This is a genomic window from Sphingobium sp. B2, assembly GCF_007693735.1.
In the GTDB taxonomy this organism is placed as follows: Bacteria; Pseudomonadota; Alphaproteobacteria; order Sphingomonadales; family Sphingomonadaceae; genus Sphingobium; species Sphingobium xenophagum.
Map to the genome: position 1 here is coordinate 568,256 of NZ_VDBZ01000001.1, position 25,014 is coordinate 593,269.

17 protein-coding genes, 1 tRNA gene and 2 pseudogenes are annotated in these 25,014 nt (G+C 63.8%); 8 read left to right on the plus strand and 12 right to left on the minus strand.

All coding sequences use genetic code 11. The annotated features are described in order from the left end of the window. Nucleotides 1-55 precede the first annotated feature (55 nt). Nucleotides 56-241 carry a hypothetical protein gene (locus tag FE851_RS02890; protein WP_107124183.1) on the plus strand — a complete coding sequence of 62 codons (186 nt, stop codon included), beginning with the start codon at nucleotides 56-58 and terminating at the stop codon, nucleotides 239-241. A 47-nt stretch (nucleotides 242-288) separates the two neighbouring features. On the opposite strand, the gene FE851_RS02895 is transcribed toward FE851_RS02890, so the two are convergent. From FE851_RS02895 to rpoB, 5 genes and pseudogenes are all read right to left on the minus strand, one after another. Beyond that, nucleotides 289-362: transfer RNA gene (locus FE851_RS02895), tRNA-Gln, on the minus strand. 422 nt (nucleotides 363-784) lie between these two features. Further along, nucleotides 785-1,189, minus strand: a pseudogene (locus FE851_RS02900) (hypothetical protein); the annotation flags it as partial. 79 nt (nucleotides 1,190-1,268) lie between these two features. After that, nucleotides 1,269-5,162, minus strand: a pseudogene (gene rpoC, locus FE851_RS02905) (DNA-directed RNA polymerase subunit beta'); the annotation flags it as partial. Beyond that, nucleotides 5,159-5,350, minus strand: a complete 192-nt coding sequence (locus FE851_RS02910) for a hypothetical protein (RefSeq protein ID WP_145199690.1) — start codon at nucleotides 5,348-5,350, stop codon at nucleotides 5,159-5,161. The pseudogene rpoC and the gene FE851_RS02910, both read right to left, overlap by 4 nt. Continuing rightward, nucleotides 5,350-9,513, minus strand: a complete 4,164-nt coding sequence (gene rpoB, locus FE851_RS02915; RefSeq protein ID WP_019051643.1) for a DNA-directed RNA polymerase subunit beta — start codon at nucleotides 9,511-9,513, stop codon at nucleotides 5,350-5,352. Before rpoB ends, FE851_RS02910 begins: the two co-directional genes overlap by 1 nt. A gap of 526 nt (nucleotides 9,514-10,039) precedes the next feature. Between rpoB and FE851_RS02920 the strand changes: the two genes are divergently transcribed. The 3 genes from FE851_RS02920 to FE851_RS02925 all read left to right on the plus strand — a co-directional run bounded on the left by FE851_RS02920 (nucleotide 10,040) and on the right by FE851_RS02925 (nucleotide 10,913). Continuing rightward, nucleotides 10,040-10,378 (plus strand): DUF6481 family protein, encoded by a 339-nt coding sequence (locus FE851_RS02920; protein WP_229380596.1) that lies wholly within the window; start codon nucleotides 10,040-10,042, stop codon nucleotides 10,376-10,378. A 118-nt stretch (nucleotides 10,379-10,496) separates the two neighbouring features. Then, nucleotides 10,497-10,637, plus strand: coding sequence for a hypothetical protein (locus FE851_RS25975; protein WP_165418723.1), 141 nt, complete (start codon nucleotides 10,497-10,499; stop codon nucleotides 10,635-10,637). Nucleotides 10,638-10,703: 66 nt separating this feature from the next. Then, nucleotides 10,704-10,913 (plus strand): hypothetical protein, encoded by a 210-nt coding sequence (locus FE851_RS02925; protein WP_017182613.1) that lies wholly within the window; start codon nucleotides 10,704-10,706, stop codon nucleotides 10,911-10,913. A gap of 11 nt (nucleotides 10,914-10,924) precedes the next feature. On the opposite strand, the gene FE851_RS02930 is transcribed toward FE851_RS02925, so the two are convergent. The 7 genes from FE851_RS02930 to hflK form a co-directional block, all read right to left on the minus strand. After that, on the minus strand, nucleotides 10,925-12,256 hold the full coding sequence (locus FE851_RS02930; protein WP_409994470.1) for a cell wall hydrolase: 1,332 nt from the start codon (nucleotides 12,254-12,256) through the stop codon (nucleotides 10,925-10,927). A 10-nt stretch (nucleotides 12,257-12,266) separates the two neighbouring features. Beyond that, entirely contained in the window at nucleotides 12,267-13,196 is a 930-nt protein-coding gene (gene cysK / locus FE851_RS02935) for a cysteine synthase A (RefSeq protein WP_145199693.1), read from the minus strand. Further along, nucleotides 13,193-14,497, minus strand: coding sequence for an MFS transporter (locus tag FE851_RS02940; protein ID WP_026002297.1), 1,305 nt, complete (start codon nucleotides 14,495-14,497; stop codon nucleotides 13,193-13,195). The genes cysK and FE851_RS02940 overlap by 4 nt, the downstream gene beginning before the upstream one ends. Before the next feature lie 201 nt (nucleotides 14,498-14,698). Further along, nucleotides 14,699-16,330 (minus strand): helicase HerA-like domain-containing protein, encoded by a 1,632-nt coding sequence (locus tag FE851_RS02945; protein ID WP_017182617.1) that lies wholly within the window; start codon nucleotides 16,328-16,330, stop codon nucleotides 14,699-14,701. 108 nt (nucleotides 16,331-16,438) lie between these two features. Next, nucleotides 16,439-17,938, minus strand: a complete 1,500-nt coding sequence (locus tag FE851_RS02950; protein ID WP_107124151.1) for a Do family serine endopeptidase — start codon at nucleotides 17,936-17,938, stop codon at nucleotides 16,439-16,441. Nucleotides 17,939-18,072: 134 nt separating this feature from the next. Next, nucleotides 18,073-18,921 carry a protease modulator HflC gene (gene hflC, locus FE851_RS02955; RefSeq protein WP_107124150.1) on the minus strand — a complete coding sequence of 283 codons (849 nt, stop codon included), beginning with the start codon at nucleotides 18,919-18,921 and terminating at the stop codon, nucleotides 18,073-18,075. Then, nucleotides 18,921-20,045: an FtsH protease activity modulator HflK gene (gene hflK / locus FE851_RS02960; RefSeq protein WP_174302219.1), complete on the minus strand. Its 1,125-nt coding sequence runs from the start codon at nucleotides 20,043-20,045 to the stop codon at nucleotides 18,921-18,923. The genes hflC and hflK overlap by 1 nt, the downstream gene beginning before the upstream one ends. A gap of 73 nt (nucleotides 20,046-20,118) precedes the next feature. On the opposite strand from hflK, the gene FE851_RS02965 reads away from it, so the two are divergent. The 4 genes from FE851_RS02965 to hemH all read left to right on the plus strand — a co-directional run bounded on the left by FE851_RS02965 (nucleotide 20,119) and on the right by hemH (nucleotide 25,003). Beyond that, nucleotides 20,119-21,084, plus strand: a complete 966-nt coding sequence (locus tag FE851_RS02965; protein ID WP_019051649.1) for an Mrp/NBP35 family ATP-binding protein — start codon at nucleotides 20,119-20,121, stop codon at nucleotides 21,082-21,084. A gap of 171 nt (nucleotides 21,085-21,255) precedes the next feature. Next, entirely contained in the window at nucleotides 21,256-21,690 is a 435-nt protein-coding gene (locus tag FE851_RS02970; protein WP_130752463.1) for a CoA-binding protein, read from the plus strand. Nucleotides 21,691-21,728: 38 nt separating this feature from the next. Then, on the plus strand, nucleotides 21,729-23,996 hold the full coding sequence (locus FE851_RS02975; RefSeq protein WP_145199696.1) for a molybdopterin cofactor-binding domain-containing protein: 2,268 nt from the start codon (nucleotides 21,729-21,731) through the stop codon (nucleotides 23,994-23,996). Continuing rightward, nucleotides 23,993-25,003, plus strand: coding sequence for a ferrochelatase (gene hemH, locus FE851_RS02980; RefSeq protein ID WP_145199698.1), 1,011 nt, complete (start codon nucleotides 23,993-23,995; stop codon nucleotides 25,001-25,003). The genes FE851_RS02975 and hemH overlap by 4 nt, the downstream gene beginning before the upstream one ends. Nucleotides 25,004-25,014: the final 11 nt, after the last annotated feature.

Sequence of the window (25,014 nt, forward strand, 5' to 3'; positions counted from 1 at the left end):
AAATCCGGCGCACCCGATATGCTCTCCCCGAAATCGCATATCGGGAGAGACAGTCATGACCAGCGACGTCCGCATAGCCCTCGAACGGTTCCAGAATTTCGTTAGCCGGTTCAGCCACAGCGGCATGATCGATCCCGTCACCGGCTTCACGACCGGCGACGCGGCCCTGCTGATCGGCGAGATCGAACTGGCCGAAGCCCATCGCCGCATGGAACAGCATCACCCGCACGACGACACCTGACGTCAACGGCCAGGCTAACAGCCCTGGAAATCGCGACTATTTGGAAATGGATGCCCGACAAGGATTCGAACCTTGATTGACGGAGTCAGAGTCCGCTCTCTTACCATTAGAGGATCGGGCATCAATGGCGGGCCGTGACCCGCTTGGGAGGCCGCAGATAGGCGGCGGCTAGGGACAGGTCAAGAGGGTTTTTGGCCTCACGCGGGCAGCAACGTGAAGGCGACTATGCGCTTTGCAAACCCAACACTGCAATAATCCTCCCCTGCAAGGGGCGGGGGACCGCCGCGTAGCGGTGGTGGAGGGGTGTCGCCCTATCGATAGCGCTACATCCTTCCGTCTGGCCTCCGGCCAGCCACCTCCCCTGCAAGGGGAGGATGGTTTCTTCCCGCACACGAATATCGGATGTGCCAAACGAATAAGCGCGAAAAGAAAAGCCCGCCGGTGCGCGTCACGCATCCGGCGGGCTTTTTTGCGTTGCCATAAAGGCAAGGTGCGGGATGGCCGCTCCCCGTACAGGAAACAGCCACCCGCGCCCTCGAAGCGTCAGTCCATGTCCTGCGTGGTGAAATCATCACCCTGCACGGTCGCCAGCGGATCGTTGCCGATCGCGGCTTCCGGCCCCTGGCGCAGCTCGGCGGCATGTTCCGCCGCGGCGCTGGATGGGGCGATCAGGTCGACCTGGCTCGCCGCTCGCAGCGCGGCGCGCATCGCTGCATCCCGCGAGGAGGCGGCGACGCGCAGACGGTTCATGCCCGCGCCGGTCCCCGCCGGGATCAGGCGGCCGACGATGACATTTTCCTTCAGACCGACGAGCGTGTCCTTCTTGCCCTGAACCGCCGCTTCCGTGAGGACGCGGGTGGTTTCCTGGAAGGACGCTGCCGAGATGAAGGAGCGGGTCTGGAGCGAGGCCTTGGTGATGCCCAGCAACACCGGCTTGCCAGCAGCAGGCAGGAAGGCCGGCGCCAGCTTGGCGTTGATCTGTCTCTTATACACATCTAGATGTGTATAAGAGACAGGTCTGGAGCGAGGCCTTGGTGATGCCCAGCAACACCGGCTTGCCAGCAGCAGGCAGGAAGCCCGGCGCCAGCTTGGCGTTGATTTCGTCCATTTCCTCACGATCGACCTGCTCGCCCACCAGCAAGGTGGTGTCGCCGGACTCGGTGATCTCGACCTTCTGCAACATCTGACGAACGATCGTTTCGATATGCTTGTCGTTGATCTTCACGCCCTGCAAGCGATAGACTTCCTGGATTTCCGCGACCAGATATTCGGCCAGCGGCTCGATACCCAGAACTTCCAGAATGTCATGCGGATCTGGCGAACCGCCGATCAGATTGTCGCCGCGCTTGACATAGTCGCCTTCCTGAACGTCGATCACCTTGCTCTTGGGGATCAGATATTCGACCGGCTCGCCGCCATCCTCAGGATTGATGGCGATCTTGCGCTTCGCCTTATAGTCCTTGAGGAACTGGACGCGGCCCGACACCTTGGCGATGATGGCGTTGTCCTTCGGCTTGCGCGCTTCGAACAGCTCGGCCACGCGCGGCAGACCGCCCGTGATGTCGCGGGTCTTGGCGGCTTCGCGGCTGACACGCGCCAGCACGTCACCGGCCTGCACCGTCTGCCCATCCTCGACCGAGAGAGTCGCGCCCACGGCCAGCATATAGCGGGCCGCTTCGCCCGAACCATCGTCCAGCAGGGTCAGGCGCGGACGCAGATCCTCCTTGGTACGGCTCGAACCGCGATGCTCGGTGACGACGCGCTGGGCGATGCCGGTCGCTTCGTCGGTCTGTTCGGTCAGCGTCTTGCCGTCGATCAGGTCGACATATTTGACGATACCCGGACGCTCGGTGATCACCGGCATGGTGAACGGATCCCATTCGGCAATCCGGTCGCCCTGCTTAACCTGTGCGTTATTCTCGAACAGGATGGTCGCACCATAAGGCAGGCGATGCACGGCGCGTTCGCGGCCTTCATTGTCGATGATCGCCAGTTCGCCGTTGCGGGCGAGCGACAGGCGGCGGCCACGGCTGTCCGTGATCGTCGGCATGTCGCGCAGTTCCAGCGTCCCGTCGGCAATCGCTTCCAGGTTCGACGTTTCGTTGAGCTGCGCCGCGCCGCCGATGTGGAAGGTCCGCATCGTCAGCTGGGTGCCAGGCTCACCGATTGACTGGGCCGCGATGACGCCGACCGCTTCACCGATATTGACCGGCGTACCGCGGGCAAGGTCACGACCATAGCATTTGCCGCAAACGCCCATCTTGCTTTCGCAGATCAGCGGGCTGCGGATCTTCACCGACTGCGTGCCGATCGCTTCGATCTTGGCGATCATCGGTTCGTCCAGCAGCGTGCCGATCGGGATGACGATGCTGCCATCCTTGCTGTCGATAATGTCCTGCGCCGTGGTGCGGCCCAGGATACGTTCGCCCAGCGACGCGATGGTCGAACCGCCCTGTACGATCGCCTTCATCTCCAGCGCGCGGTCGGTGCCGCAATCTTCCTCGACGATCGTGCAGTCCTGGCTAACGTCGACCAGACGGCGGGTCAGGTAACCCGAATTCGCCGTCTTGAGCGCGGTGTCGGCCAGACCCTTGCGGGCGCCGTGGGTGGAGTTGAAATATTCAAGGACGGTCAGGCCTTCCTTGAAGTTGGAGATGATCGGCGTTTCGATGATCTCGCCCGAAGGCTTGGCCATCAGGCCGCGCATCCCGGCGAGCTGCTTCATCTGCGCCTGGCTGCCACGCGCACCGGAATGCGCCATCATGTAGATCGAGTTGATCTGCGCCAGGCGACCGGTCTGCGGATCCTTGGGCTGGGCGCGGATCTCGTCCATCATGGCGTTTGCGACGCGATCGCCGCAACCCGACCAGGCGTCGATCACCTTGTTGTATTTTTCCTGCTGGGTGATCAGGCCGTCCTGATATTGCTGCTCATAGTCCGCAACCAGCGCCTTGGTCTCGTCGACCAGCGTCACCTTGCTGTCGGGGATGACCATGTCGTCCTTGCCGAACGAAATGCCGGCCTGGAACGCGTGGCGGAAGCCGAGCGCCATGATGGCGTCGGCGAACAGCACCGTGTCCTTCTGGCCGGTGTGACGATAGACCTCGTCGATCACGTCGCCGACGTCCTTCTTGGTCAGCAGGCGGTTGACGACGTCGAAGGGAACCTTGTGGTTCTTGGGCAGGCATTCGCCCAGCAACATGCGGCCCGGCGTCGTTTCATAACGCTTCAGGTAGCTGTTGCCCGCCTCGTCGGTCTGCGGCACGCGGCTGATGATCTTGCTGTGCAGCGTCACCGACTTGGTGAACAGCGCCTGATGCACTTCCTGCATGTCGCTCAGCAACATGCCTTCGCCCGGCTCACCTTCGCGTTCCATCGACAGATAATAGATGCCCAGCACCATGTCCTGCGACGGCACAATGATCGGCTTGCCGTTGGCGGGCGACAGGATGTTGTTGGTCGACATCATCAGCACGCGCGCTTCCAGCTGGGCCTCCAGGCTCAGCGGAACGTGAACGGCCATCTGGTCACCGTCGAAGTCGGCGTTGAAGGCCGAGCAGACCAGCGGGTGAAGCTGGATCGCCTTGCCCTCGATCAGCACGGGTTCGAACGCCTGGATGCCGAGGCGATGGAGCGTCGGTGCGCGGTTCAGCATCACCGGATGCTCGCGGATCACCTCGTCCAATATGTCCCAGACTTCCTTGCGCTCCTTTTCGACCCACTTCTTGGCCTGCTTCAGGGTCATGGACAGACCCTTGGCATCCAGGCGGGCGTAGATGAACGGCTTGAACAGTTCGAGCGCCATCTTCTTGGGCAGGCCGCACTGGTGCAGCTTGAGTTCCGGCCCGGTCACGATGACCGAACGGCCCGAATAGTCGACGCGCTTGCCGAGCAGGTTCTGGCGGAAGCGGCCCTGCTTGCCCTTGAGCATGTCGGACAGCGACTTCAATGGACGCTTGTTCGCGCCGGTGATGACGCGGCCACGACGGCCATTGTCGAACAGGGCGTCGACCGCTTCCTGCAACATGCGCTTTTCGTTGCGGACGATGATGTCCGGCGCGCGCAGTTCCATCAGCCGCTTCAAGCGGTTGTTGCGGTTGATGACGCGGCGATACAGGTCATTGAGGTCCGACGTCGCGAACCGGCCACCGTCCAGCGGCACCAGCGGGCGCAGTTCTGGCGGGATCACGGGCACGACGTCCAAGATCATCCATTCGGGGCGGTTGCCCGAATCGATGAAGCTTTCGACGACCTTCAAACGCTTGATGATCTTCTTGGGCTTCAGCTCCGACTTGGTCGTCGCCAGCTCTTCCAGCAGGACCTGCTTCTCGCCTTCCAGGTCGAGGTCCATCAGCATCTGCTTGACCGCTTCGGCGCCGATCCCGGCGGAGAAGGCGTCCTCGCCATATTCGTCCTGCGCGTCGAGCAGTTCGTCCTCATTGAGCAGCTGATATTTCTCCAGCGGGGTCAGGCCCGGCTCGATGACGATATAGCTTTCGAAATAGAGGACGCGCTCCAGCTGCTTCAACTGCATGTCGAGCAGCAGGCCGATGCGCGAAGGCAGCGATTTCAGGAACCAGATATGCGCAACCGGGGCTGCCAGTTCGATATGGCCCATGCGCTCGCGGCGCACCTTGCTCACCGTGACTTCGACACCGCACTTTTCGCAGACGATGCCCTTGTATTTCATGCGCTTATACTTGCCGCACAGGCATTCATAATCCTTGATCGGGCCAAAGATACGCGCGCAGAACAGGCCGTCACGTTCGGGCTTGAACGTGCGATAGTTGATGGTTTCGGGCTTTTTGATCTCGCCGAAGGACCAGCTGCGGATGCGCTCTGGCGAGGCAAGGCCGATCTGGATCTGGTCGAAAGTCTCGGTCTTGGCGACCGGATTGGCGAAGTTGGTCAGTTCGTTCATTTTTCAGTTCCCTCTTGGGAAAAATCCTGAGCTTTGCTGTGGCGCGGATATGGTAGAAACACACCCATCTGTAGCAGCAGCAATGCAACGTAGAGAGCGTATCGGCTCGGCGTTCCGGTCATTCCGTTACGCTCCACATCGAGGATGAGCGCTATCCAGAGAACCGCGATGCCGAGCCGGATCAGCATTACTCCGCCGCCGCCGCGAAGCCGCCTTCATCCTCTGGAATTTCATCCAGCGAATTGAGTTCGACGTTGAGGCCCAGCGAGCGCATTTCCTTGACGAGCACGTTGAAGCTTTCGGGGATGCCCGCTTCAAACGTATCGTCGCCCTTGACGATCGCTTCATAGACCTTGGTGCGGCCGACCACGTCATCGGACTTCACCGTCAGCATTTCCTGCAACGTATAGGCGGCGCCATAGGCCTGGAGCGCCCAGACCTCCATTTCCCCGAAGCGCTGGCCACCGAACTGCGCCTTACCACCCAGCGGCTGCTGGGTAACGAGCGAGTAGGGGCCGATCGAGCGGGCATGGATCTTGTCGTCGACAAGGTGATGCAGCTTGAGCATGTAGATAATGCCGACCGTGACCTTGCGGTCGAACTTGTCGCCGGTGCGGCCATCGAACAGGTCGCTCTGACCCGACGAATGCAGCCCCGCCAGTTCCAGCATGGTCGACACGTCCGCTTCGCGCGCACCGTCGAACACCGGCGTCGCCATCGGCACGCCGCGTTCCAGATGCTCGGCCAGATCGACGATCTGTTCGGGCGTCCGCGCTTCGATCTCGGCGGCATATTGCGGGCCATAGGCGGTCAGCAACCGATCCTTGACCGCGTCGGGCATGTCGCCCGCCGACGGGTTGGGATTGGCCTCGCGCCATTCTTCCAGCGCATGCTTGAGCTGCTGGCCAAGGCCGCGGGCAGCCCAGCCCAGATGCGTTTCGAAAATCTGCCCGACATTCATGCGCGACGGCACGCCCAACGGATTGAGCACGATGTCGACATGGGTGCCATCCTCCAGGAACGGCATGTCCTCGATCGGCAGGATGCGCGAAATGACACCCTTGTTCCCGTGACGGCCGGCCATCTTGTCGCCCGGCTGCAGCTTGCGCTTCACCGCGACGAACACCTTGACCATCTTCAGCACACCCGGCGGCAGTTCGTCGCCACGCTGCAACTTGTCGACCCGGTCCTCGAACTTGTCGACGATGACCTTTACCGCTTCGTCATATTGCGCCTTGACCGCTTCGATGCCGGCCTGACGGACATCGTCCGCCACCGCGAACTTCCACCATTCGTGCCGCTCGACTTCGCCGAGAAGGGCTTCGTCGATCTCCACACCCTTGCGCACGCCCTTGGGCGCGGCCGTGGCGGTCTGGCCCAGCAGCATTTCCTGCAGCCGGTTGAAGGTCGCACGGTTCAGGATGGCGCGTTCGTCCTCGCGATCCTTGGCGAGGCGGTCGATTTCCTCCCGCTCGATCGCCATGGCGCGCTCGTCCTTGTCGATGCCGTGGCGGTTGAACACGCGCACTTCAACGACCGTCCCGGCAACGCCCGGCGGCAGACGCAGCGACGTGTCGCGCACATCGGACGCCTTTTCACCGAAGATCGCGCGGAGCAGCTTTTCTTCCGGGGTCATCGGCGATTCACCCTTGGGGGTGATCTTGCCGACCAGAATGTCGCCCGGCTCCACTTCGGCGCCGATATAGACGATGCCCGCCTCGTCGAGGTTGCGCAGCGCTTCCTCGCCGACATTGGGGATGTCGCGGGTGATGTCTTCCGGCCCCAGCTTGGTGTCGCGGGCCATGACCTCAAACTCCTCGATATGGATCGAGGTAAAGACGTCATCCTTCACGATCCGTTCGGAGATCAGGATGGAGTCTTCATAGTTGTAGCCATTCCAGGGCATGAACGCGACGAGCGTGTTGCGGCCCAGCGCCAGTTCGCCAAATTCGGTCGAGGGACCGTCGGCGATGACGTCGCCAGCTTCGATCAGGTCGCCGACCTTCACCAGCGGACGCTGGTTGATGCAGGTGTCCTGGTTGGAACGCTGGAACTTCTGGAGCGTGTAGATGTCGACGCCCGACTGGCCCGGCGCGATGTCGCCGGTGGCGCGGATGACGATACGGGTCGCGTCGACCTGATCGACGATGCCCGCCCGCTTGGACGCGACCGCCGCGCCGGAGTCACGGGCGACCGTGCCTTCCATGCCGGTGCCCACAAACGGCGCTTCGGCCCGTACCAGCGGCACGGCCTGACGCTGCATGTTCGATCCCATCAGCGCGCGGTTGGCGTCATCGTTTTCCAGGAACGGAATGAGCGATGCGGCGACCGACACCAGCTGCTTGGGGCTGACGTCCATCAGGGTGATATGGTCGCGTGGGGCCATCAGGAACTCGCCAGCTTCGCGGCTGGAGATGAGATCCTCGACGAAATGGCCGTCGGCATCGACTTCGGCGTTGGCCTGCGCGATCGTGTGCTTGGCCTCTTCCATGGCGGACAGGTACACGACCTCGTCCGTCACCTTATGGTCGATGACCTTGCGGTAGGGCGTTTCGATGAAGCCGTACTTGTTCACCCGGCTGAACGTCGCCAGCGAGTTGATCAGGCCGATGTTCGGGCCTTCGGGCGTTTCAATGGGGCAGATACGGCCATAATGGGTCGGGTGAACGTCGCGGACTTCAAAGCCCGCACGCTCGCGCGTCAGACCACCCGGCCCAAGCGCCGACACGCGGCGCTTGTGAGTGACTTCGGACAGCGGATTGGTCTGATCCATGAACTGCGACAGCTGCGAGGAGCCGAAGAATTCACGCACGGCGGCCACGGCGGGCTTGGCGTTGATCAGGTCGTTGGGCATCACGGTCGATACGTCGACGCTCGACATGCGCTCCTTGACGGCGCGCTCCATGCGCAGCAGCCCGACGCGATACTGGTTTTCCAGCAATTCGCCGACCGAACGGACACGACGGTTGCCCAGGTTATCGATATCGTCGATTTCGCCCTTGCCGTCCTTCAGGTTCACCAGTTCCTTGACGACGGCCAGAATATCCTCGGTCCGCAGCGTGGTGACGGTGTCCTCTGCGTCCAGGTCAAGACGCATGTTCAGCTTGACGCGGCCGACCGCTGACAGGTCGTAGCGCTCAGGATCGAAGAACAGGCCGGCGAACAGCGATTCCGCCGTTTCCTTCGTCGGCGGCTCGCCGGGGCGCATGACGCGATAAATGTCGCTCAACGCCTGATCGCGTTCTTCGGCCTTGTCGGCCTTGAGCGTATTGCGGATCCACGGGCCGGTGCTGACATGGTCGATGTCGAGCAGTTCGAGGCGGTCGACGCCCGCCTTGTCCAGCTTTTCCAGATTTTCGGGCGTAACTTCGTCACCGGCCTCGATGTAGATTTCGCCGGTGCTTTCGTTGATCAGGTCATAGGCGCTGTAGCGGCCATAGACTTCCTCGGTCGGGATCAACAGCGTGGTCAGGCCGTCCTTTTCCGCCTTGTTGGCGGCGCGGGGGCTGATCTTGTGACCGGCGGCGAACACGACTTCGCCCGAATTGCCATCGACAATGTCAAAGGCCGGCTTCAGGCCGCGCCAGGCTTCGGCCAGATAGGGAATCTGCCAGCCGCCTTCGCTGCGCACGAAGGTCACCTTGTTGTAGAAGTGACCCAGAATTTCCTCGGCGGTCAGGCCCAGTGCATAGAGCAGCGCCGTGACCGGCAGCTTGCGCTTGCGGTCGATGCGGACGTTGACGATGTCCTTGGCGTCGAACTCGAAGTCCAGCCACGAACCGCGATAGGGGATGACGCGCGCGGCGAACAGATATTTGCCCGACGAATGGGTCTTGCCCCGGTCATGATCGAACAGCACGCCCGGCGAACGGTGCATCTGGCTGACGATGACGCGCTCGGTTCCGTTGACGATGAAGGTGCCGTTGCCCGTCATCAGGGGCATGTCGCCCATGTAAACGTCCTGCTCCTTGATATCGAGCACCGAACGGGTTTCGGTGTCCTGATCCACTTCGAACACGATCAGGCGCAGGGTAACGCGCATCGGCGCTGCATAGGTGATGCCGCGCTGACGGCATTCCTCGGTGTCGTATTTCGGGTCTTCCAGCTCGTAATGGACGAAATCCATTTCGGCGGTTCCGGCGAAATCGCGGATCGGGAACACGCTGCGCAGCGTCTTTTCCAGACCCGACACATAGCCGATCGACGGGTCCGACCGCAGGAATTGTTCATAGCTTTCGCGCTGAACCTCAATCAGGTTCGGCATCTGCACCACTTCGTGGATGTCGCCGAACACCTTTCTGATGCGCTTCTTCGCGCCGGTGTTGCTGATGGAGGGAGCCTTGGTCGCCATGCGTTGTCCTTGCCTTCGTTCGTCGCGTATTTTTCGCATCGCAGCGAAAATTCAGCCTGAACGCGAATGAAAAGGGGCGATTCGCCCTTCCGCATCCACGCAAAAAAGTGCGGGTCGGGACTGTCCGAACCGCACTGTCAGCGTCTTGTAACCCGCCAAATTCGCCCCATACTGCCAGTGATCGTGCGCAATGCGACCCTGTACCCCGGACGATTCGGGAGACGGTTCCTGCCATGCCGTAAAGCTGCCTGAACCGGATTTCGAAGGTCGCATATAGGGCAGGCCTCCCCCTTTGTGAAGGGGGTAAGCACCGCTGCGTCCTTGCCGCCAGGGAGCCATTTTCGCCTGCGCCTTCCCTTTTGCGGCAACAGCTGCTATATGGAAGCTGCTTACGTCGCCTTTTGACGGATATCGGACTGCCTTCAGGCTTCTCCTCTTGTCCCCTATCGCGCCTCACAAAGCCGGGATGTGCGAATAATCGCGCGTCCCCCTCAAATCATGCGCAATGCAGGACAGACTGGAACGAATGCTGAAATATAAGGAACCCGATTTTCAGGAACGCAGGGCACTCGCCACACAGGCGCGTGACAAGGCACTTGCCAAGTTGCGGGCCAAGCCCCCGGTTGATCCGGTGCTGGCGGCCCAGCGGGCTGCCGCGGCGCAAGCCAAGGCGGCTGCCGAACTGGAAAAGCGTCAGCAGGCCAAGCTCGCCCGCGAAGAAGAACGCGCCGCCAAGGCGGAACGCGCTCGTCTGGAGGCGGAAGCTGCCGCTGCTGCGATCAAGCCGGCATTGACCGACGAAGAGCGCAAGGCCGCGCGCGATGCGCGCTATCAGGCGCGCAAGAGCCGTAAAGGCGCGCGCTGACGGCCTGGCCCGGTCGCGCCCCTCGCGCGGCCGACACCCTGTATGGTCGCTTGGTCCGGCATGGTGCCGGGCGCGATCCAACTCATATGTTACGCGGCACTGGCCGCAAGGAATCATTTTGCATACCCATTCAAACAAGACTCAACGCCGTACCCTTTCGATGTTCGACAGGAAGCGGCCCTTTCATCCCGGCCTGACGCCGGGTGGCACCCTGTCCGCGGTTCAGCTCAAGCAGATCGTTGCGGATATGGTGGGCTGATATTGGAATTGTCGGGGGAGCGCCGGTCGGCGCTCCCTTTTTTCTGTCATTCACAAAGGAGGCCCTATGAGCCGTACAGCAATCCGTCCCTTCCTGATCAGCAAGGATGAAGAAGGTCATTTCCGCCTCACCGTGCGCGAAACCCGCTATAATTCGCAAGGCTATCCGTTGACCTCGTCGCTGCTTCAGGACGAGAAGTTCAAGACTGCCGCCGCCGTCCGCGCCTTTGCACGCGACGCGTTCCGGGCAGAAGCCGGTCAGTTCGCAACGAAATAATCGGCGGGTCTTCAGGGTTGGCGAGCGTCGTCTGGCGGCGTTCCCGGCGCTGGCGCAATCTTCACCGTTTCAAAACGGTCCATACGCCGCACCCCGGCCAGTCCGGTCGGCGCTGGCGGTGCAGGCATGGCGACCGGCACCCGCCGACGCATACAGTCCCGCTTGTCGGCGCGCGGGGTCTGGTCGCAATTCCACAAGGCCCGCTGCAACCCACTCTGCGTGTCGTGAATGTAGGAAAACCGCATCGCGGCCAGATTGGCCAGCGTCAGCGGCAACTCCTTCGGCGCGTCATTTGCCGTCCACCCCATGATCCGGCATTGGGATCGCCCGGCGCAAAAGGTGCGGGCGCTTTCCGGCCAGCTGTCGGGTTTGCTGCCGCGTGGTAACTCCACCAGGAAACTCCGCATGTCAGCCAGAGCGATCAGCCTTACGCCGCCCACGCTCTTGCCGATCTGATCAAGACCGATCGCCTGCCGTGCCTGCGCGGCGATCGCGTCTGCGCTGTCGGCCATTGGCGTGATGGCGCCGGGCAGCAGCGGGGTCGCCATGCTGTGCGCAGGGGAAAGGCGCGCAATCCGCCCGATCAGCGGCTCGCCGCCATCGATGGTGCGCGCACGAAAGGCTGGCGGCGTCCCCCACCAGCCGCGCCAGCGGAAGAAAAGATGCGTGCCCACCCGCGTCAGCTTGTCCAGGCTGCCGCTCCAATAGGGCACCACCCAATCGGTATGATAATGGGTCGCATAGCCCACCGGCTTGAACACGTCGCCTGCCAGCGCGCCGCGCGCAATGGCGCGCGCCCTGTCCCATGCGGCCGGGGAGGGGGTGCGGGCCAGCGCGCCGTCGCAGCTGAAGGTGAACTGGCAACCCGTGGTGCGTTCCTGCCCCTGAAAGACGACGCCGCACACCGTCTTGGGAAAGGCGGGATGGCGCACGCGATTGAGGACGACCTGCGCGACGGCGCGCTCGCCCACGGCATCGTCGCCCGCTTCATAGATTTGCGCCGCGGCCAGGCAATCCACGGCGCGGGCCAGGTCCGTCTCGGAGCCTTCGAACCGGAATGGCCGCGCCGCCGGGTTGGCCAGCCGGGAAAAGGGGATGGCGGCATTGAGCGCCCGCGCGCGGTCGGCGGGCAGGGCATAGACCGCCACTGGCTCCACCGGCGGCGGCGGGCTGGGTGGCCGCACCGCGTGGGATAGACCCCTCCGGGCAAAATGCGCTTCGCCCCCCGCGCGCGGCGCGCGCGCTTCCCAACCCGCCACAGCGGCAGGCAGGCCAGCGAACAGCGCCAGCCAGACGATCCACATCCATGGACGCGGCTCGCTGGAAACAGAGTCACCCGTCATTGCGTGATGATCATTCCGGCAGGAAATCGGGCACCGACAGATAGCGTTCGCCGGTGTCGTAGTTGAAGCCCAGCACCCGGCTGCCCGCTGGCAAATCCTTCAGTTTCTGCGCGATCGCCGCCAGCGTCGCGCCCGAAGAAATGCCCACCAATATGCCTTCCTCGCTGGCCGACCGCCGCGCATAGTCCTTGGCATCGGCGGGATCGACCTGGATCACCCCGTCCAGCAATTGCGTGTGCAGGTTCGCCGGAATGAAGCCCGCGCCAATGCCCTGAATGGGGTGGGGGCCGGGCTGGCCGCCGCTGATGACATGCGACAGGGTCGGCTCGACTGCATAGACCTTGATGCCCGGCCAGGCCTTTTTCAGCATTTCGGCCGTGCCGGTGATGTGCCCGCCGGTGCCCACGCCAGTGATCAGCACGTCGATCGGCGCGTCGGCGAAATCGGCCAGTATCTCCTGCGCCGTGGTGCGGGCGTGGACCGCGATATTGGCGGGATTCTCGAACTGCTGCGGCATCCAGCTACCGGGCGTCTGCGCCACCAGTTCCAGCGCGCGCTCGATCGCGCCCTTCATCCCCTTTTCGCGCGGGGTCAGGTCGAAACTGGCGCCATAGGCCAGCATCAGCCGCCGCCGCTCGATCGACATGCTTTCGGGCATGACGAGCACCAGCTTGTAGCCCTTCACCGCCGCGACCATGGCCAGGCCCACGCCGGTATTGCCCGATGTCGGTTCGATGATGGTGCCGCCCGGTTGCAACTCGCCCGACGCTTCGGCGGCCTCGATCATGGCCAGCGCGATCCGGTCCTTGATCGACCCGCCCGGATTGGAGCGTTCCGACTTGATCCAGACTTCCGTGCCTTCGGGCGCATCGCCAAACAGCCGGTTCACCCGGACATGCGGGGTATTGCCGATGGTTTCGAGTATCGTGGCAGCTTTCATGGGGCTTTCTCCTGGCTGAGGTCCGCCGCCCTTATGTCGGGTGGGTCGAAGGTGCGTGCAAGGCGCAATTCGGGAAAGAGACGCGCCCAGAACAGCGTGATGACGATAGCACCGATACCGCCACCAATGACAGCGGCAACCGGCCCGACCAGCGCGGCCAGAAATCCGCTTTCCGCCTCGCCCAGTTCGTTGGAGGCGGAAATGGTCAGTTGCGACAGGCTCGACACCCGCCCGCGCATGGCGTCCGGCGTGTGAAGCTGGACCAGCGACTGGCGCACGAACACCGAAATCATGTCCGCCGCGCCCAATATCACCAGCGCGCCGATGCCGAATTCCATCGCGATGCTGCGCGGCAGGAAGGCGGTGCAGCCAAATGCGATCGTGGCGATGCCGAACAGGATGACCGCGCCCAGCATCTTGATGCCGACTTCATTCCGCAATGGCCGGAACGAAAACCACAGCGCCATCAGCCCCGCGCCGACCCCCGGCGCTGCGGCCAGATGGCCCAGGCCCGCCGATCCCACATGCAATATGTCGCGCGCATAGACTGGCAACAGCGCAGTCGCCCCCGCCAGCAGCACCGCAAACAGGTCCAGCGTGATGGTCGCCAGCACCAGCCGGTTGGAACGCACATAGCTCAGCCCGTCGATCATCTGGCGGATCGGGTGGCGGGTGACGTCGCGCGCGGCCTGCGGCACCGGGCCGATCAGCATCATCGCGCCCAGCGCCACCCCATAGAGTATCGCAGCCAGCGCATAGGCGCCCCAGGGTGTCGCCGCATAGGCATAGCCGCCCAGCGCTGGCCCCACGATCGACCCGGCCTGCCACACCACGCCCGATATGGCGATAGCGTTGGGCAACACCTCGCGCGGCACCAGATTGGGGGCCAGCGCGCCATAGGCCGGGCCGTTGAACGCGCGGGCGATGCCGACGATGACGGCGATGCCGAATATCAGCGGCAGCCCGACCCAGCCCTCGAACGTCGCGAAGGCCAGCAATCCGGCCGCTGCGGTCAGCATCGTCAGCGTTAGCCGGGTGATCATCCGCCGGTCGTAATGGTCCGCGACCCATCCGGTCAGCGGCGTCAGGAAAAACAGGGGCAAGAATTGCGCCAGGCCGATCAGCCCCAACTGGGCCGAAGCGCCCGCCGTCGTCATGGTCTCGCGCGCGATATTATAGGCTTGCCAGCCCAGCACAATCATCATGCTATATTGCGCCAGCACGGCGGTCATCCGACCGATCAGATAGGCCCGGAAATCGCCGAAATGCAGCGGATGGCGATGCGGGGAGGGGGCTGTCATGCGACCGGCTTTAGCCGCTGTGCGGGCAAACAGGCAACCATGGCGCGGGGTGATGGGCGCAGCTTTTCTTGGCCGCGCCATGCCATGGCTTTTGCCGTCATCCTCCATCGTCCATTCGCGCTGAGCTTGCCGAAGGGTTGAAAAGAACAAGGCTTCGACAGGTTCAACCCGAACGGCGGCTGGCAGGCTATGTCAATGCACTTACTTGAACAAACTGCCCAAAATCCCGCGCACCAGCCGACCCGCAATCCCGCCGCTCGACGATTTGCGGCTCGACCCGCCAAACACCGCCCGGCCCAGTTCGTTGGCGACCTGCCGCCCGACCGATGAGCCGGCCGCGCGCGTCGCGGACTGGATCGCCTTGTCCAGCGCGGACGGCTTGGCCGCCTCGCGCGCGGCGGCAGCGTCGGCGCGGGCCTGCGCCTTGATCTCCTGTTCGCGCTGCTTGGCCTCCGCCTTGGCCTGCACGGCGGCAGTCCGCTCGGCTTCGTCCTGCGCCTTCTTCGCGGCGGCGGCAGCAGCGGCGGCATTGCCGCGCGCGGCCAGTATCTCCTCCGCCGATTCGCGGTCGATCGCCTCGTCATATTTGCCCGCAACCGGGGAAATCGACTGGATGATCGCCCGCTCCTTGGGGCTTACCGGGCCAAGCCGCGATCGCGGCGGTGCGATCAGCGTGCGCTGGACGATGCCGGGCGATCCATCCTCTTGCAACAGCGACACCAGCGCCTCGCCGACCTTCAATTCGGTAATCGCCGTCTCGACATTCAGGTCGGGATTGATGCGGAACGTCTCTGCCGCCGCCTTGATCGCGCGCTGGTCGCGCGGCGTGAAGGCTCGCAGCGCGTGCTGTACCCGGTTGCCCAATTGCCCGGCGACGTCCTCTGGTATGTCTATCGGGTTCTGGGTCACGAAATAGACGCCCACGCCCTTGGACCGGATCAGCCGCACCACCTGCTCGATCTTGTCGGTCAGCGCCTTGGGCGCATCGTCGAACAGCAGATGCGCCTCGTCAAAGAAGAAGACCAGCACCGGCTTGTCCGGGTCGCCCACTTCGGGCAGCGTTTCGAACAATTCGCTCAGCAGCCACAACAGGAACGTCGCATAAAGCTTCGGGCTCTGCATCAGCTTGTCGGCGGCCAATATGTTCACATAACCGCGCCCTTGCTCATCCACCTTGATCATGTCGTGAATGTCGAGCGCCGGTTCGCCGAAGAAATGCGCGCCGCCCTGGCTTTCAAGCTGGAGCAATTGCCGCTGGATCGCGCCGACGCTGGCCTTGGTAACATTGCCATAACGCGCCGACAGCGTGTCGGCATTTTCCGCGCAAAAGCTGAGCATTGCCTGCAAATCGCCCAGGTCCAGCAGCAGCAGCCCTTCCTCGTCGGCATATTTGAACGCGATCGACAGCACGCCTTCCTGCGTTTCGTTGAGGCCCATCAGCCGCGCCAGCAGCAACGGCCCCATTTCGCTGATGGTCGTGCGGATCGGATGGCCCTGTTCGCCATACAGATCCCAGAAGATCGCCGGATTGTCGGCATAGCTATAATCGGAAAGGCCGATCTCGGCTGCGCGCGCGACCAGCTTGTCGGCATTTTTGGCCGTCGGGGAACCGGCCATGGCGATGCCGGACAGGTCGCCCTTCACGTCGGACAGGAACACCGGCACGCCCAGCGCGGAAAAACTCTCGGCAATGCCCTGCAACGTCACTGTCTTGCCAGTGCCCGTCGCCCCGGCGATCAGGCCATGGCGATTGGCCCGGCGCAGGTTGAGCAACTGGCGGACGCCGCCATCCTTGTCCGGCGCGCCAAGACCAATGAAAATGCCGTCGCTCATCCCCGTTCCTTCCCCATAAAAAAGCCGTCATTCCCGCCTGCGCGGGAATGACGGAAACATTTTCACTATCCTCCAGCCGTCAAGGAAAGAGGAATGTTCATAAGGCACTTATTTGTCGCGCAAACGCACCGGCAGGAAAATCGGCTGCTGGCCGCGACGCAATACCTGGAGCAGGATGGCGTTGCGGTTCTGCGCCGCCACCGCTTTCACTTGCGCGTCCAGTTCGGCCTGGCTGGTGATCGGGCGATTATTCGCGCTGATGATCACATCGCCACGCCGCAGCCCCTTGGCCCCGGCATCGGTCGATCCGTCAACGGCGGTAATCACCACGCCGCGCGTATCGGCGGCCACGCCCAGCTGGCGGATGATGCCGGGCGTCAGCGGGATCGCCGAAATGCCCAGCGACTGCTGCGCTGCCTGGCCTGGATTGGAATCCTGCTGGCTGAAATCCTCATCCTGTTGCGGGGCGAAGCTGGACAGTTCCTCTTCCGACGGACGCTCGCCCACGACCGCCGTCACCGTCTGGCGCTGGCCATTGCGCATCAGGACGATCGGCACCTTGCTGCCGATCGGCTGGCTGGCGACGATGGAGGACAGGTTCTGGTCCGGGTTCACTTCCTGACCATTGACCGACACGATGACGTCGCCCGCCTTGATCCCGGCCTTGTCCGCGCCCTTGCCCGGCTCGACGCCCTGGACGAATTCGCCGCGATTCTTGGCCAGACCCAGCGAATCGGCCAGATCCTCGCCCAACGGGCTGATCTGGACGCCCAGATAGCCGCGCTTGACGCTCTGGCCCTGGCGCAGGGTCGCGACGATCGGCGCGGCCTGTTCGGACGGAATGGCAAAGCCAATGCCGACATTGCCGCCCGACGGCGACAGGATCTGGCTGTTGATGCCGATCACATTGCCGCGCATGTCGAACATCGGGCCGCCGCTATTGCCCTGGTTGATCGACGCATCGGTCTGGATGAACTTCTCGTAACCGCCACCCGTGCTGCGATGCACGGCGGAGATGATGCCAGCCGTCACCGTGCCCGACAGGGCGAAGGGGTTGCCGATCGCAACGACCCAATCGCCGACCCGCGCCTTGGTGCTGTCGCCGAACTTGACGAAGGGCAGGGGCTTTTTCGCGTCGATCTTCAGCACCGCCAGGTCGGTCGCGGGATCGCGGCCCACCAGCTTGGCGGTATATTCTTCCTTGTTGGTCAGCGTGACCGTGATCGAATCGACGGTCGCGCCTTCCGCGCCTGCCGACACGACGTGATTGTTGGTGACGATGTAGCCGTCAGCCGAAATCAGGAAGCCCGAACCCAGCGACTGGGCCTGCCGGGTCTGGGGGCGTCCGCCCGGCGCCTGGCCGAACAGGTCGCCAAAGGGGGTGCCGGCAAAGGGATTTTGCACCGCGACCCGCTGTTTGGTCGAAATATTGACCACCGCCGGTTGCAGCTTCTCGACCATATCGGCCAGGCTCGCGGGCGCGCCCGCCGGGGCAGCGGCCTGCAATCCTTCATTCTGCGCGGTCTGCGCCCCGACATTGGGGGACGTGATGGCAATGGCGGTGCCGCCCAGCAACAGGGCGCCGGTAATGGCATAAGCGTAACGCACTCGTGACGGTCCTCTCATGATCTTCAGGAAATGGAAGGCGGGACTCTCAAATAGAGAGCCGGTCATGCGCCGCCTTGCCTTAACCCTCATTGAATGATGCTGGTTCCGAAATGATCCGCAGCATCGGTGAACCCTTATTTGCGTCCCTGAAACTGTTGCAGAAACTCGTTATTGGGCGACAGGATGATATTGGTCTGTCCGGTCCGGTCGGGTGAGAAAGTATAGCGATAGCTCTGCATCGCCCGATAGAAATCATAGAAGGACGGATCCTTGCCGAAACTTTCGGCATAGATGCGCGCGGCATTGGCGTCCGCCTCGGCCCGGATGATCTGCGCCTGCTTGGCACCCTGCGCCCGGATCGTCAGCGCTTCCTGCTCGCGCGCGGTGCGCATCCGGGTAAAGGCGCTTTCCAGCGGCGTGCCATCGGGCAGGTCGGCGCGCTTGATCCGCACGTCGACAATCTCGGCCCCATATTGGCGCGCGACCCGGTCCAGCCCGGCCTCGATATTCTGCATCACCTGGCCGCGTTCGGGGCTGAGCAGCGCGGCGAAAGGCCGCTTGCCCAGTTCGTTGCGCAACGCGGAACCCAGGATCGGGCGCAGCGCGTCCGACACCCGTTCCTCATTGCCAGCGGCAATATACATGCGCAGCGGATCGACGATGCGATACCGGGCAAAGGCATCCACCTGCAAACGCAACTGGTCGGTGGACAGCACCTGCTGCCGCTCCATCTCGACCGACAGCACCCGCTTGTCGATCCACACGATCTGGTCGATGAACGGCCAGCGCAGGATGACGCCGGCGCCGGTATTCCCGAACGTCTCGTTGGGCTGATAGCGGTTGATGATGGCCTTGGGATCGCCAAAGCGCACGATCACGCCCTGTCGGGTTTCCGGTACGATCGTCACCGTGCTGCCGACCAGGATCAGCAGGAACAGGGCGATCAGCGCAATCGCGATGGGTTGGCGCAATATGCCCCGCATCACTGGCCTCCCGTGCTGGCGGCAGAGCCGGTGGCCGGGGTCGCCTGCGCGCGGCGCTTGATTTCAGGCAATGGCAGATAGGGCGTTACATTGCCGCCTTCGACGATGGTCTTGTCGACGTTCGACAACACGCCCTCCATGGTTTCATAATACATGCGGCGGCGGGTCACGTCGGGCGACAGGCGATATTGTTCATAGACCTTGTCGAATGACGCGGCCTCGCCCTGCGCCTTGGCCGTCACCTGCTGGGCGGCGGCGCGCGCTTCGTTCAGATAGGTTTGCGCGGTCTGCTGCGCTGCCGACACGGCCTTGAACGCATCGTTCACCGCGCTTGGCGGATCGGCCTGCTTGATCGCGACGCCCTGAATGCGGATGCCCGAACGATAACCGTCCAATATTTCCTGCATCCGCTGCTCGACCTGCTGCTCGATCGCGGTGCGCCCAGCGCCCAGCGCATCGTCCAGGCTGACGCTTGCCAGCACGGCCCGCATCGCGCTTTCGGCGACTTCGCGCACGGCTGCGTCCGGGTCCGACAGCTGGAACAGATAGAGTTCGGGGTTGCGGATGTTCCAGCGCACGGAATAGGCCAGATCGATGATGTTCTGGTCGCCCGTCAGCACCAGATTCTCGCTTTCCGCACTGGTCGATCCGACGTCGATGGTGCGGATTTCCTCCACATCCACGATCGACACGGTCTCGAACGGCGCAGGCAGGGTCAGGCTGATGCCCGGCGACAGGGTGCGGCTATATTTGCCAAGCAGGGTGACGACGCCGCGTTCCTGCGGGCCGACGCGATGAAAGCTGGTCAGCACCAGCCATAATATCACCAGCAGCGCGATCGCGGCGGGCCACAACGCCTTGCCATTGGCGCGCGGGGGCAGGCCGCCAAAGCCGCCGCCACCGCCGCCCTGGCCAAAGCTTTCGCGACCACGGCGCAGCAATTCGTCGATGGCCGACGGGCCTTTCTGGCCGGTGGGTCGGTTGGGCTGGGTCCATGGGTTGCGCGGGCCGCCGTCGCCGCCCGACCCCTTACCGTCATTGCCGTCCGGCCCGTCGCTCTTACCGCCCCAAGGCCCTTGAGCCATGCTCATGATGCCGGGCATCCACCCGAAAATTCTTTTCATGGCCCTTCTATAGGAAGGCTTATCCACGAAAAACAGTGCCAATGGCTGCGATTATTTCCTACAGGGCGTCGCCATGACCGATATCGCCGATTTTACCGCCCGCCTGACCGCCCTGACCGATGGCCGCGCCAGCGCCCCGCGCGTCAGGGACGGCGTCATGACCCTTGCGCTCGATGTGGGCGGGCTTGGCCCCGACCAGCGCGACGCGATCCTTGCCGCGATCCGCGAGGGCGGGCTGACCGTGCCGGGCGTCACGGACGTCCGCATTGCCCAGACCGCCGAGCGCCGACCGCTGCGCATCATCGCGGTGGCATCGGGCAAGGGCGGGGTGGGCAAATCCACCCTGTCGGCCAATCTGGCGGTGGCGCTGCATCGGCTGGGCCACAAGGTCGGTCTCGTCGACGCCGACATTTACGGCCCGTCCCAGGCCCGGCTGATGGGCAGCGAGGACCAGAAGCCCCAAGCGCGCGAAAAGAAGCTGATCCCCGTCACCGGCGTTGCGGGTATTCCGATGCTGTCGATGGCGCATCTGGTCGAACCGGGCAAGGCGCTGGCATGGCGCGGGCCGATGGTGGGCAATGCCCTGTCGCAACTGATCGACGCCGACTGGGGTGACACGCAATTGCTGGTGGTGGACATGCCGCCCGGCACTGGCGACATTCAATTGACCATGGTGCAAAAGCATAAGCCGGCGGGCGCGGTCATCGTGTCCACGCCGCAGGATCTCGCCCTGATCGACGCGACCCGCGCCGTCAGCCTGTTCGCGCAGGTCGGGGTGCCGATGATCGGTCTTGTCGAAAATATGGCGGGCTATGCCTGTCCCCATTGCGGCGAAATTTCCGACCCGTTCGGGCAGGGCGGGGCGGAAGCGGCGGCGGGCGAAATGGACATGCCCTTTCTGGGCCGGGTCCCGCTCGCCATCGACATCCGCCGCCAGTCCGACGCGGGCGATCCCCCGGCCGCTGGAGAAGGCATCCATGCCGACGCCTTCCGCGCCATTGCGCAGAGGGTGGCCGACTGGCTCGGCCGCACGGTTTGACTGTCCTACTGCGGGGCCAGGCTGTATGATCGGACTGGCATTGCGATAGGATCAGGCGCGCGCAACATTATGTCGCATTTGCCGGGAAATATGCGAAGTTAAGCGATAATCCTCCGTCGCTGGGAACGCCCCTGCCGCCTGTTTCGTCATAGCCGCAAAGGAGAAATAGCCATGCCGCTGACCGCCCCTCAGGATATTGCCGACCTGCTCAACGCAACCCGCACCATCGCCCTGGTCGGCATATCCGACCGGCCCGACCGCGCCAGCAATCATGTCATGCAAGTCCTTCAGGACCATGGCTATCGCGTCCTGCCGGTCAACCCGCAGATTGCGGGCGAGCATGTTCATGGCGAATTTGTCTGGGCGCGCCTTTCGGACATCGGCGTGCCGATCGACATGGTCGACATATTCCGCAACAGCGCCGCAGCGGGCGAGGTCGTGGATGAAGCCATAGCGGCTGGCGCCAAGGCGGTCTGGATGCAGCTGGGCGTCATCAATGAAGCCGCCGCCGCCCGCGCCGAAGCCGCTGGGCTGAAGGTCGTGATGGACCATTGCCCGGCGATCGAAATCCCGCGCCTGGGCATCGCGCCGATCGCGGCGGAATAACGCTTTCCAGCCCGCGCTGCCCTCTCTATCAGGCGGCTATGGCGCGCTTCCCGCGAAAGAAAACAGGCCCGAACAAGGGCATTGACCGGCGCACGCTGCTGGTCGGCGGCGGCGCGGCGGCCGGGCTGCTCATCGCCTGGGCTGCCTGGCCGCGCCGCTATGCCCCCAACCTCAATGCCGCGCCCGGCGAAACGATCATCAATGCCTTCCTGAAGATCGATCGTTCGGGCCAGATCATCGTCATCGTGCCGCAGACCGAAACGGGGCAGGGCGTCACCACCCTCCTGCCGCAGATCGTCGCGGACGAACTGGGCGCGGACTGGCGCACCGTCGCGGTGCAAAGCGCGCCGGTCAGCCCGCTCTACGCCAACAGCCTGCTGGCCCGCGAATGGCTGGCGAATGACTGGACCCGGTTGCTGGGCGACGCGGGGGATTGGGCGCTGGGCCAATATGCCACCCGCAACGCGCTGATGCTGACGGGCGGCGGCACCTCCGTCCCGATGTTCCACGACGCCTGCCGCGACGCCGGGGCCGCTGCCCGCATTCTGTTGTGCAAGGCGGCGGCGGCGAACTGGGACATCCCCTGGGAAAGCTGCGACATCCAGAACGGCCTCATATCCGATGGCGGCGACCGGCGGATGAAGATCGGCGATGTGGTCGAACAGGCGGTCGGCTTCGACCTGCCCGCCATCCTGCCGCTGCGGCAGGGGCAGGACGGGCGGCTGTCGGGGCAGGATCTGCCCCGGCTCGATACCCCGTCAAAGATTGACGGCAGCCATAATTTCGCCGCCGACATCCGCCTGCCCGACATGGTCTATGCCTCGATCCGGCAGGGGCCGATCGGCGACGCGATCCTTGCCGGGCTGGACGAACGGTCCGCCAGCGGCGTCACCGGCTTTATCAAGCTCTTCCGTCAGGATCGCTGGCTGGCCGCCGTCGCCACCAACTGGTGGGCGGCGAACAAGGCGCTCGATCTGGCCGATCCCATATTCACCCTGCGCGGCACGCCGGTCAGCAGCGCAACCATCGACGACGCGCTGGAGGCCGCATTTTCCAGCGCATCGGGCCGCCGCCTCTATGCGCAGGGCGACCTGCTGCCGGTGTTCGAAGGCGCGACGATCCTGGCCAGCGAATATCAGGTCGACGCCGGACTGCATCTCGCCCTCGAACCGCTTTGCGCCACCGCTCGTGTCAGCGACGACGGCGCGGAAGTCTGGCTCGCGACCCAGGCGCCCGGCCTTGCCCGTGCCGCCATCGCCGATGCGCTGGGCCTGCCCGAAACCGCCGTCGCCCTTTATCCGCTCCATGCCGGCGGCAGCTTCGGGCGCAAGATGGATTGGGACGCCGGGGTACAGGCCGCGCTGATCGCCCGCGATTTGGGTCGCCCGGTACAACTGCTCTGGTCGCGGCTGGAAGATGTGATTCAGGATCGCCCCGCCGCGCCAGCCCATGCCCGCATGGCGGCAAAGCTTGGCCGCAACGGCGCGATAGAAGGCTGGCTGGCCAAGGTCGCCGCCCCCTGCGCCATGACGCAGACCTGGGCACGCATTGCCGACGGTGCGCCGCCGCACGAAGCGGCCGCTGCATCGGCGGACAAGGCCAGCCGTCTGGCTGTCGCGGGCATGGTGCCGCCCTATGCCATCCCCAACTGGGCGGTGGATCATTATCCTTGCGATGTCGGCCTTCCGCTCGGCTTCACCCGCAGCAACGCGCATCTGCACAGCGCCTTCTTCACCGAAAGCTTCGTGGACGAACTCGCCCATCTGGCGGGGATGGAGGCCATGTCCTTCCGCATCCAGATGCTGGGCGGCAACCCGCGCCTCGCCCATTGCCTTTCCACCGCTGCGGCCATGGGCGGATGGCAGGGCGGCATAGCGGGCAGCGGGCAGGGGATCGCCACCCATATGATGAACGGCGCCTATGCCGCCGTGATGGTGGAGGCCGCCGTGCGCGGCAACCGGCTGAGCGTGGGCCGCATCATCGCCGCCGTCGATGTCGGTGATCAGGTCAATCCCGACATTGCCCGGCAACAGATAGAAGGCGGGCTGATCTATGGCCTTGCCTATGCCATGGGCGCGTCCGTCCCCTATGAACGGGGCCTGCCGACCCGCGCGATACTGGGCCGCATGAACCTGCCGCGCCTTTCCGACATTGGCGAGGTGACGGTGGAACTGATCCGCAGCACCGCGCCGCCCGCTGGCGTGACGGATCTTGCCGCGCCGCTGGTCGCGCCTGCCATCGCCAACGCCCTGTACACATGGACAGGTCAGCGTTTGCGCAGCCTGCCGCTACTGGGAACGACATGACCCTGCCATCGGACCATCCCGCCATCCCCGCGCCCAAAGTCGGCGTCCTCCTCATCAATCTCGGCACGCCCGACGCCCCCGACGCGAAATCGGTGCGACGCTACCTCGCCCAATTCCTGTCCGATCGCCGCGTGGTGGAAATCCCGCCCTTGATCTGGCAACCGATCCTGCGCGGCGTCATCCTCACGACCCGGCCCAAAAAATCCGCCCATGCCTACAGCCAGGTCTGGACCGATCAGGGATCGCCGCTCGCCTTCCACACCCGCGATACCGCCCATGCGATGCAGGCGGCGATGGGCGAGGGCGTGGTCGTCGACTGGGCGATGCGCTACGGCAATCCGTCGATCGCCTCGCGCCTTGCCGCCATGAAATCGGCCGGATGCGATCGCATTCTGCTCGCCCCGCTCTATCCGCAATATAGCGGCGCGACCACCGCGACCGCCAACGACGCCGCCTTTGCCGCGCTCCGGGCCATGCGCTGGCAACCGGCCATCCGCACCCTGCCGCCCTATCATGACGACCCGGCCTATATCGCCGCGCTCAAAATCTCGATCGAAGACAGCATCGCAAAACTCGACTTCGCCCCCGACGCCTTGCTCGCCAGCTTCCATGGCATGCCCGAACGCACCCTGCATCTGGGCGATCCCTATCATTGCCAGTCGGTCAAGACCGTCCGCCTGCTGCGCGAAGCCCTTTCGCTGCCCGTGCATATGAGCTTTCAGTCGCGTTTCGGGCGGGCCAAATGGCTGGAGCCGGAGACCGAATCCACCCTCGCCAAATTGGTACAGGAAGGTGTCCGAAACATTGCTGTGGCAACACCGGGATTTTCGGCGGATTGCCTTGAAACTCTAGAGGAAATCGCCCTGCGCGCGAAAGAGGTTTTTTTGTCCGTAGGGGGTGAAAATTTTGCCTATTTGCCCTGTCTAAACGCGTCTGCCCCGGCTATCACTTTGTATCAGAGGCTGTTTGGCCGTGAGCTTTCGGGCTGGATAAACCAGGCCGGTTAAGTAGGGAAGGA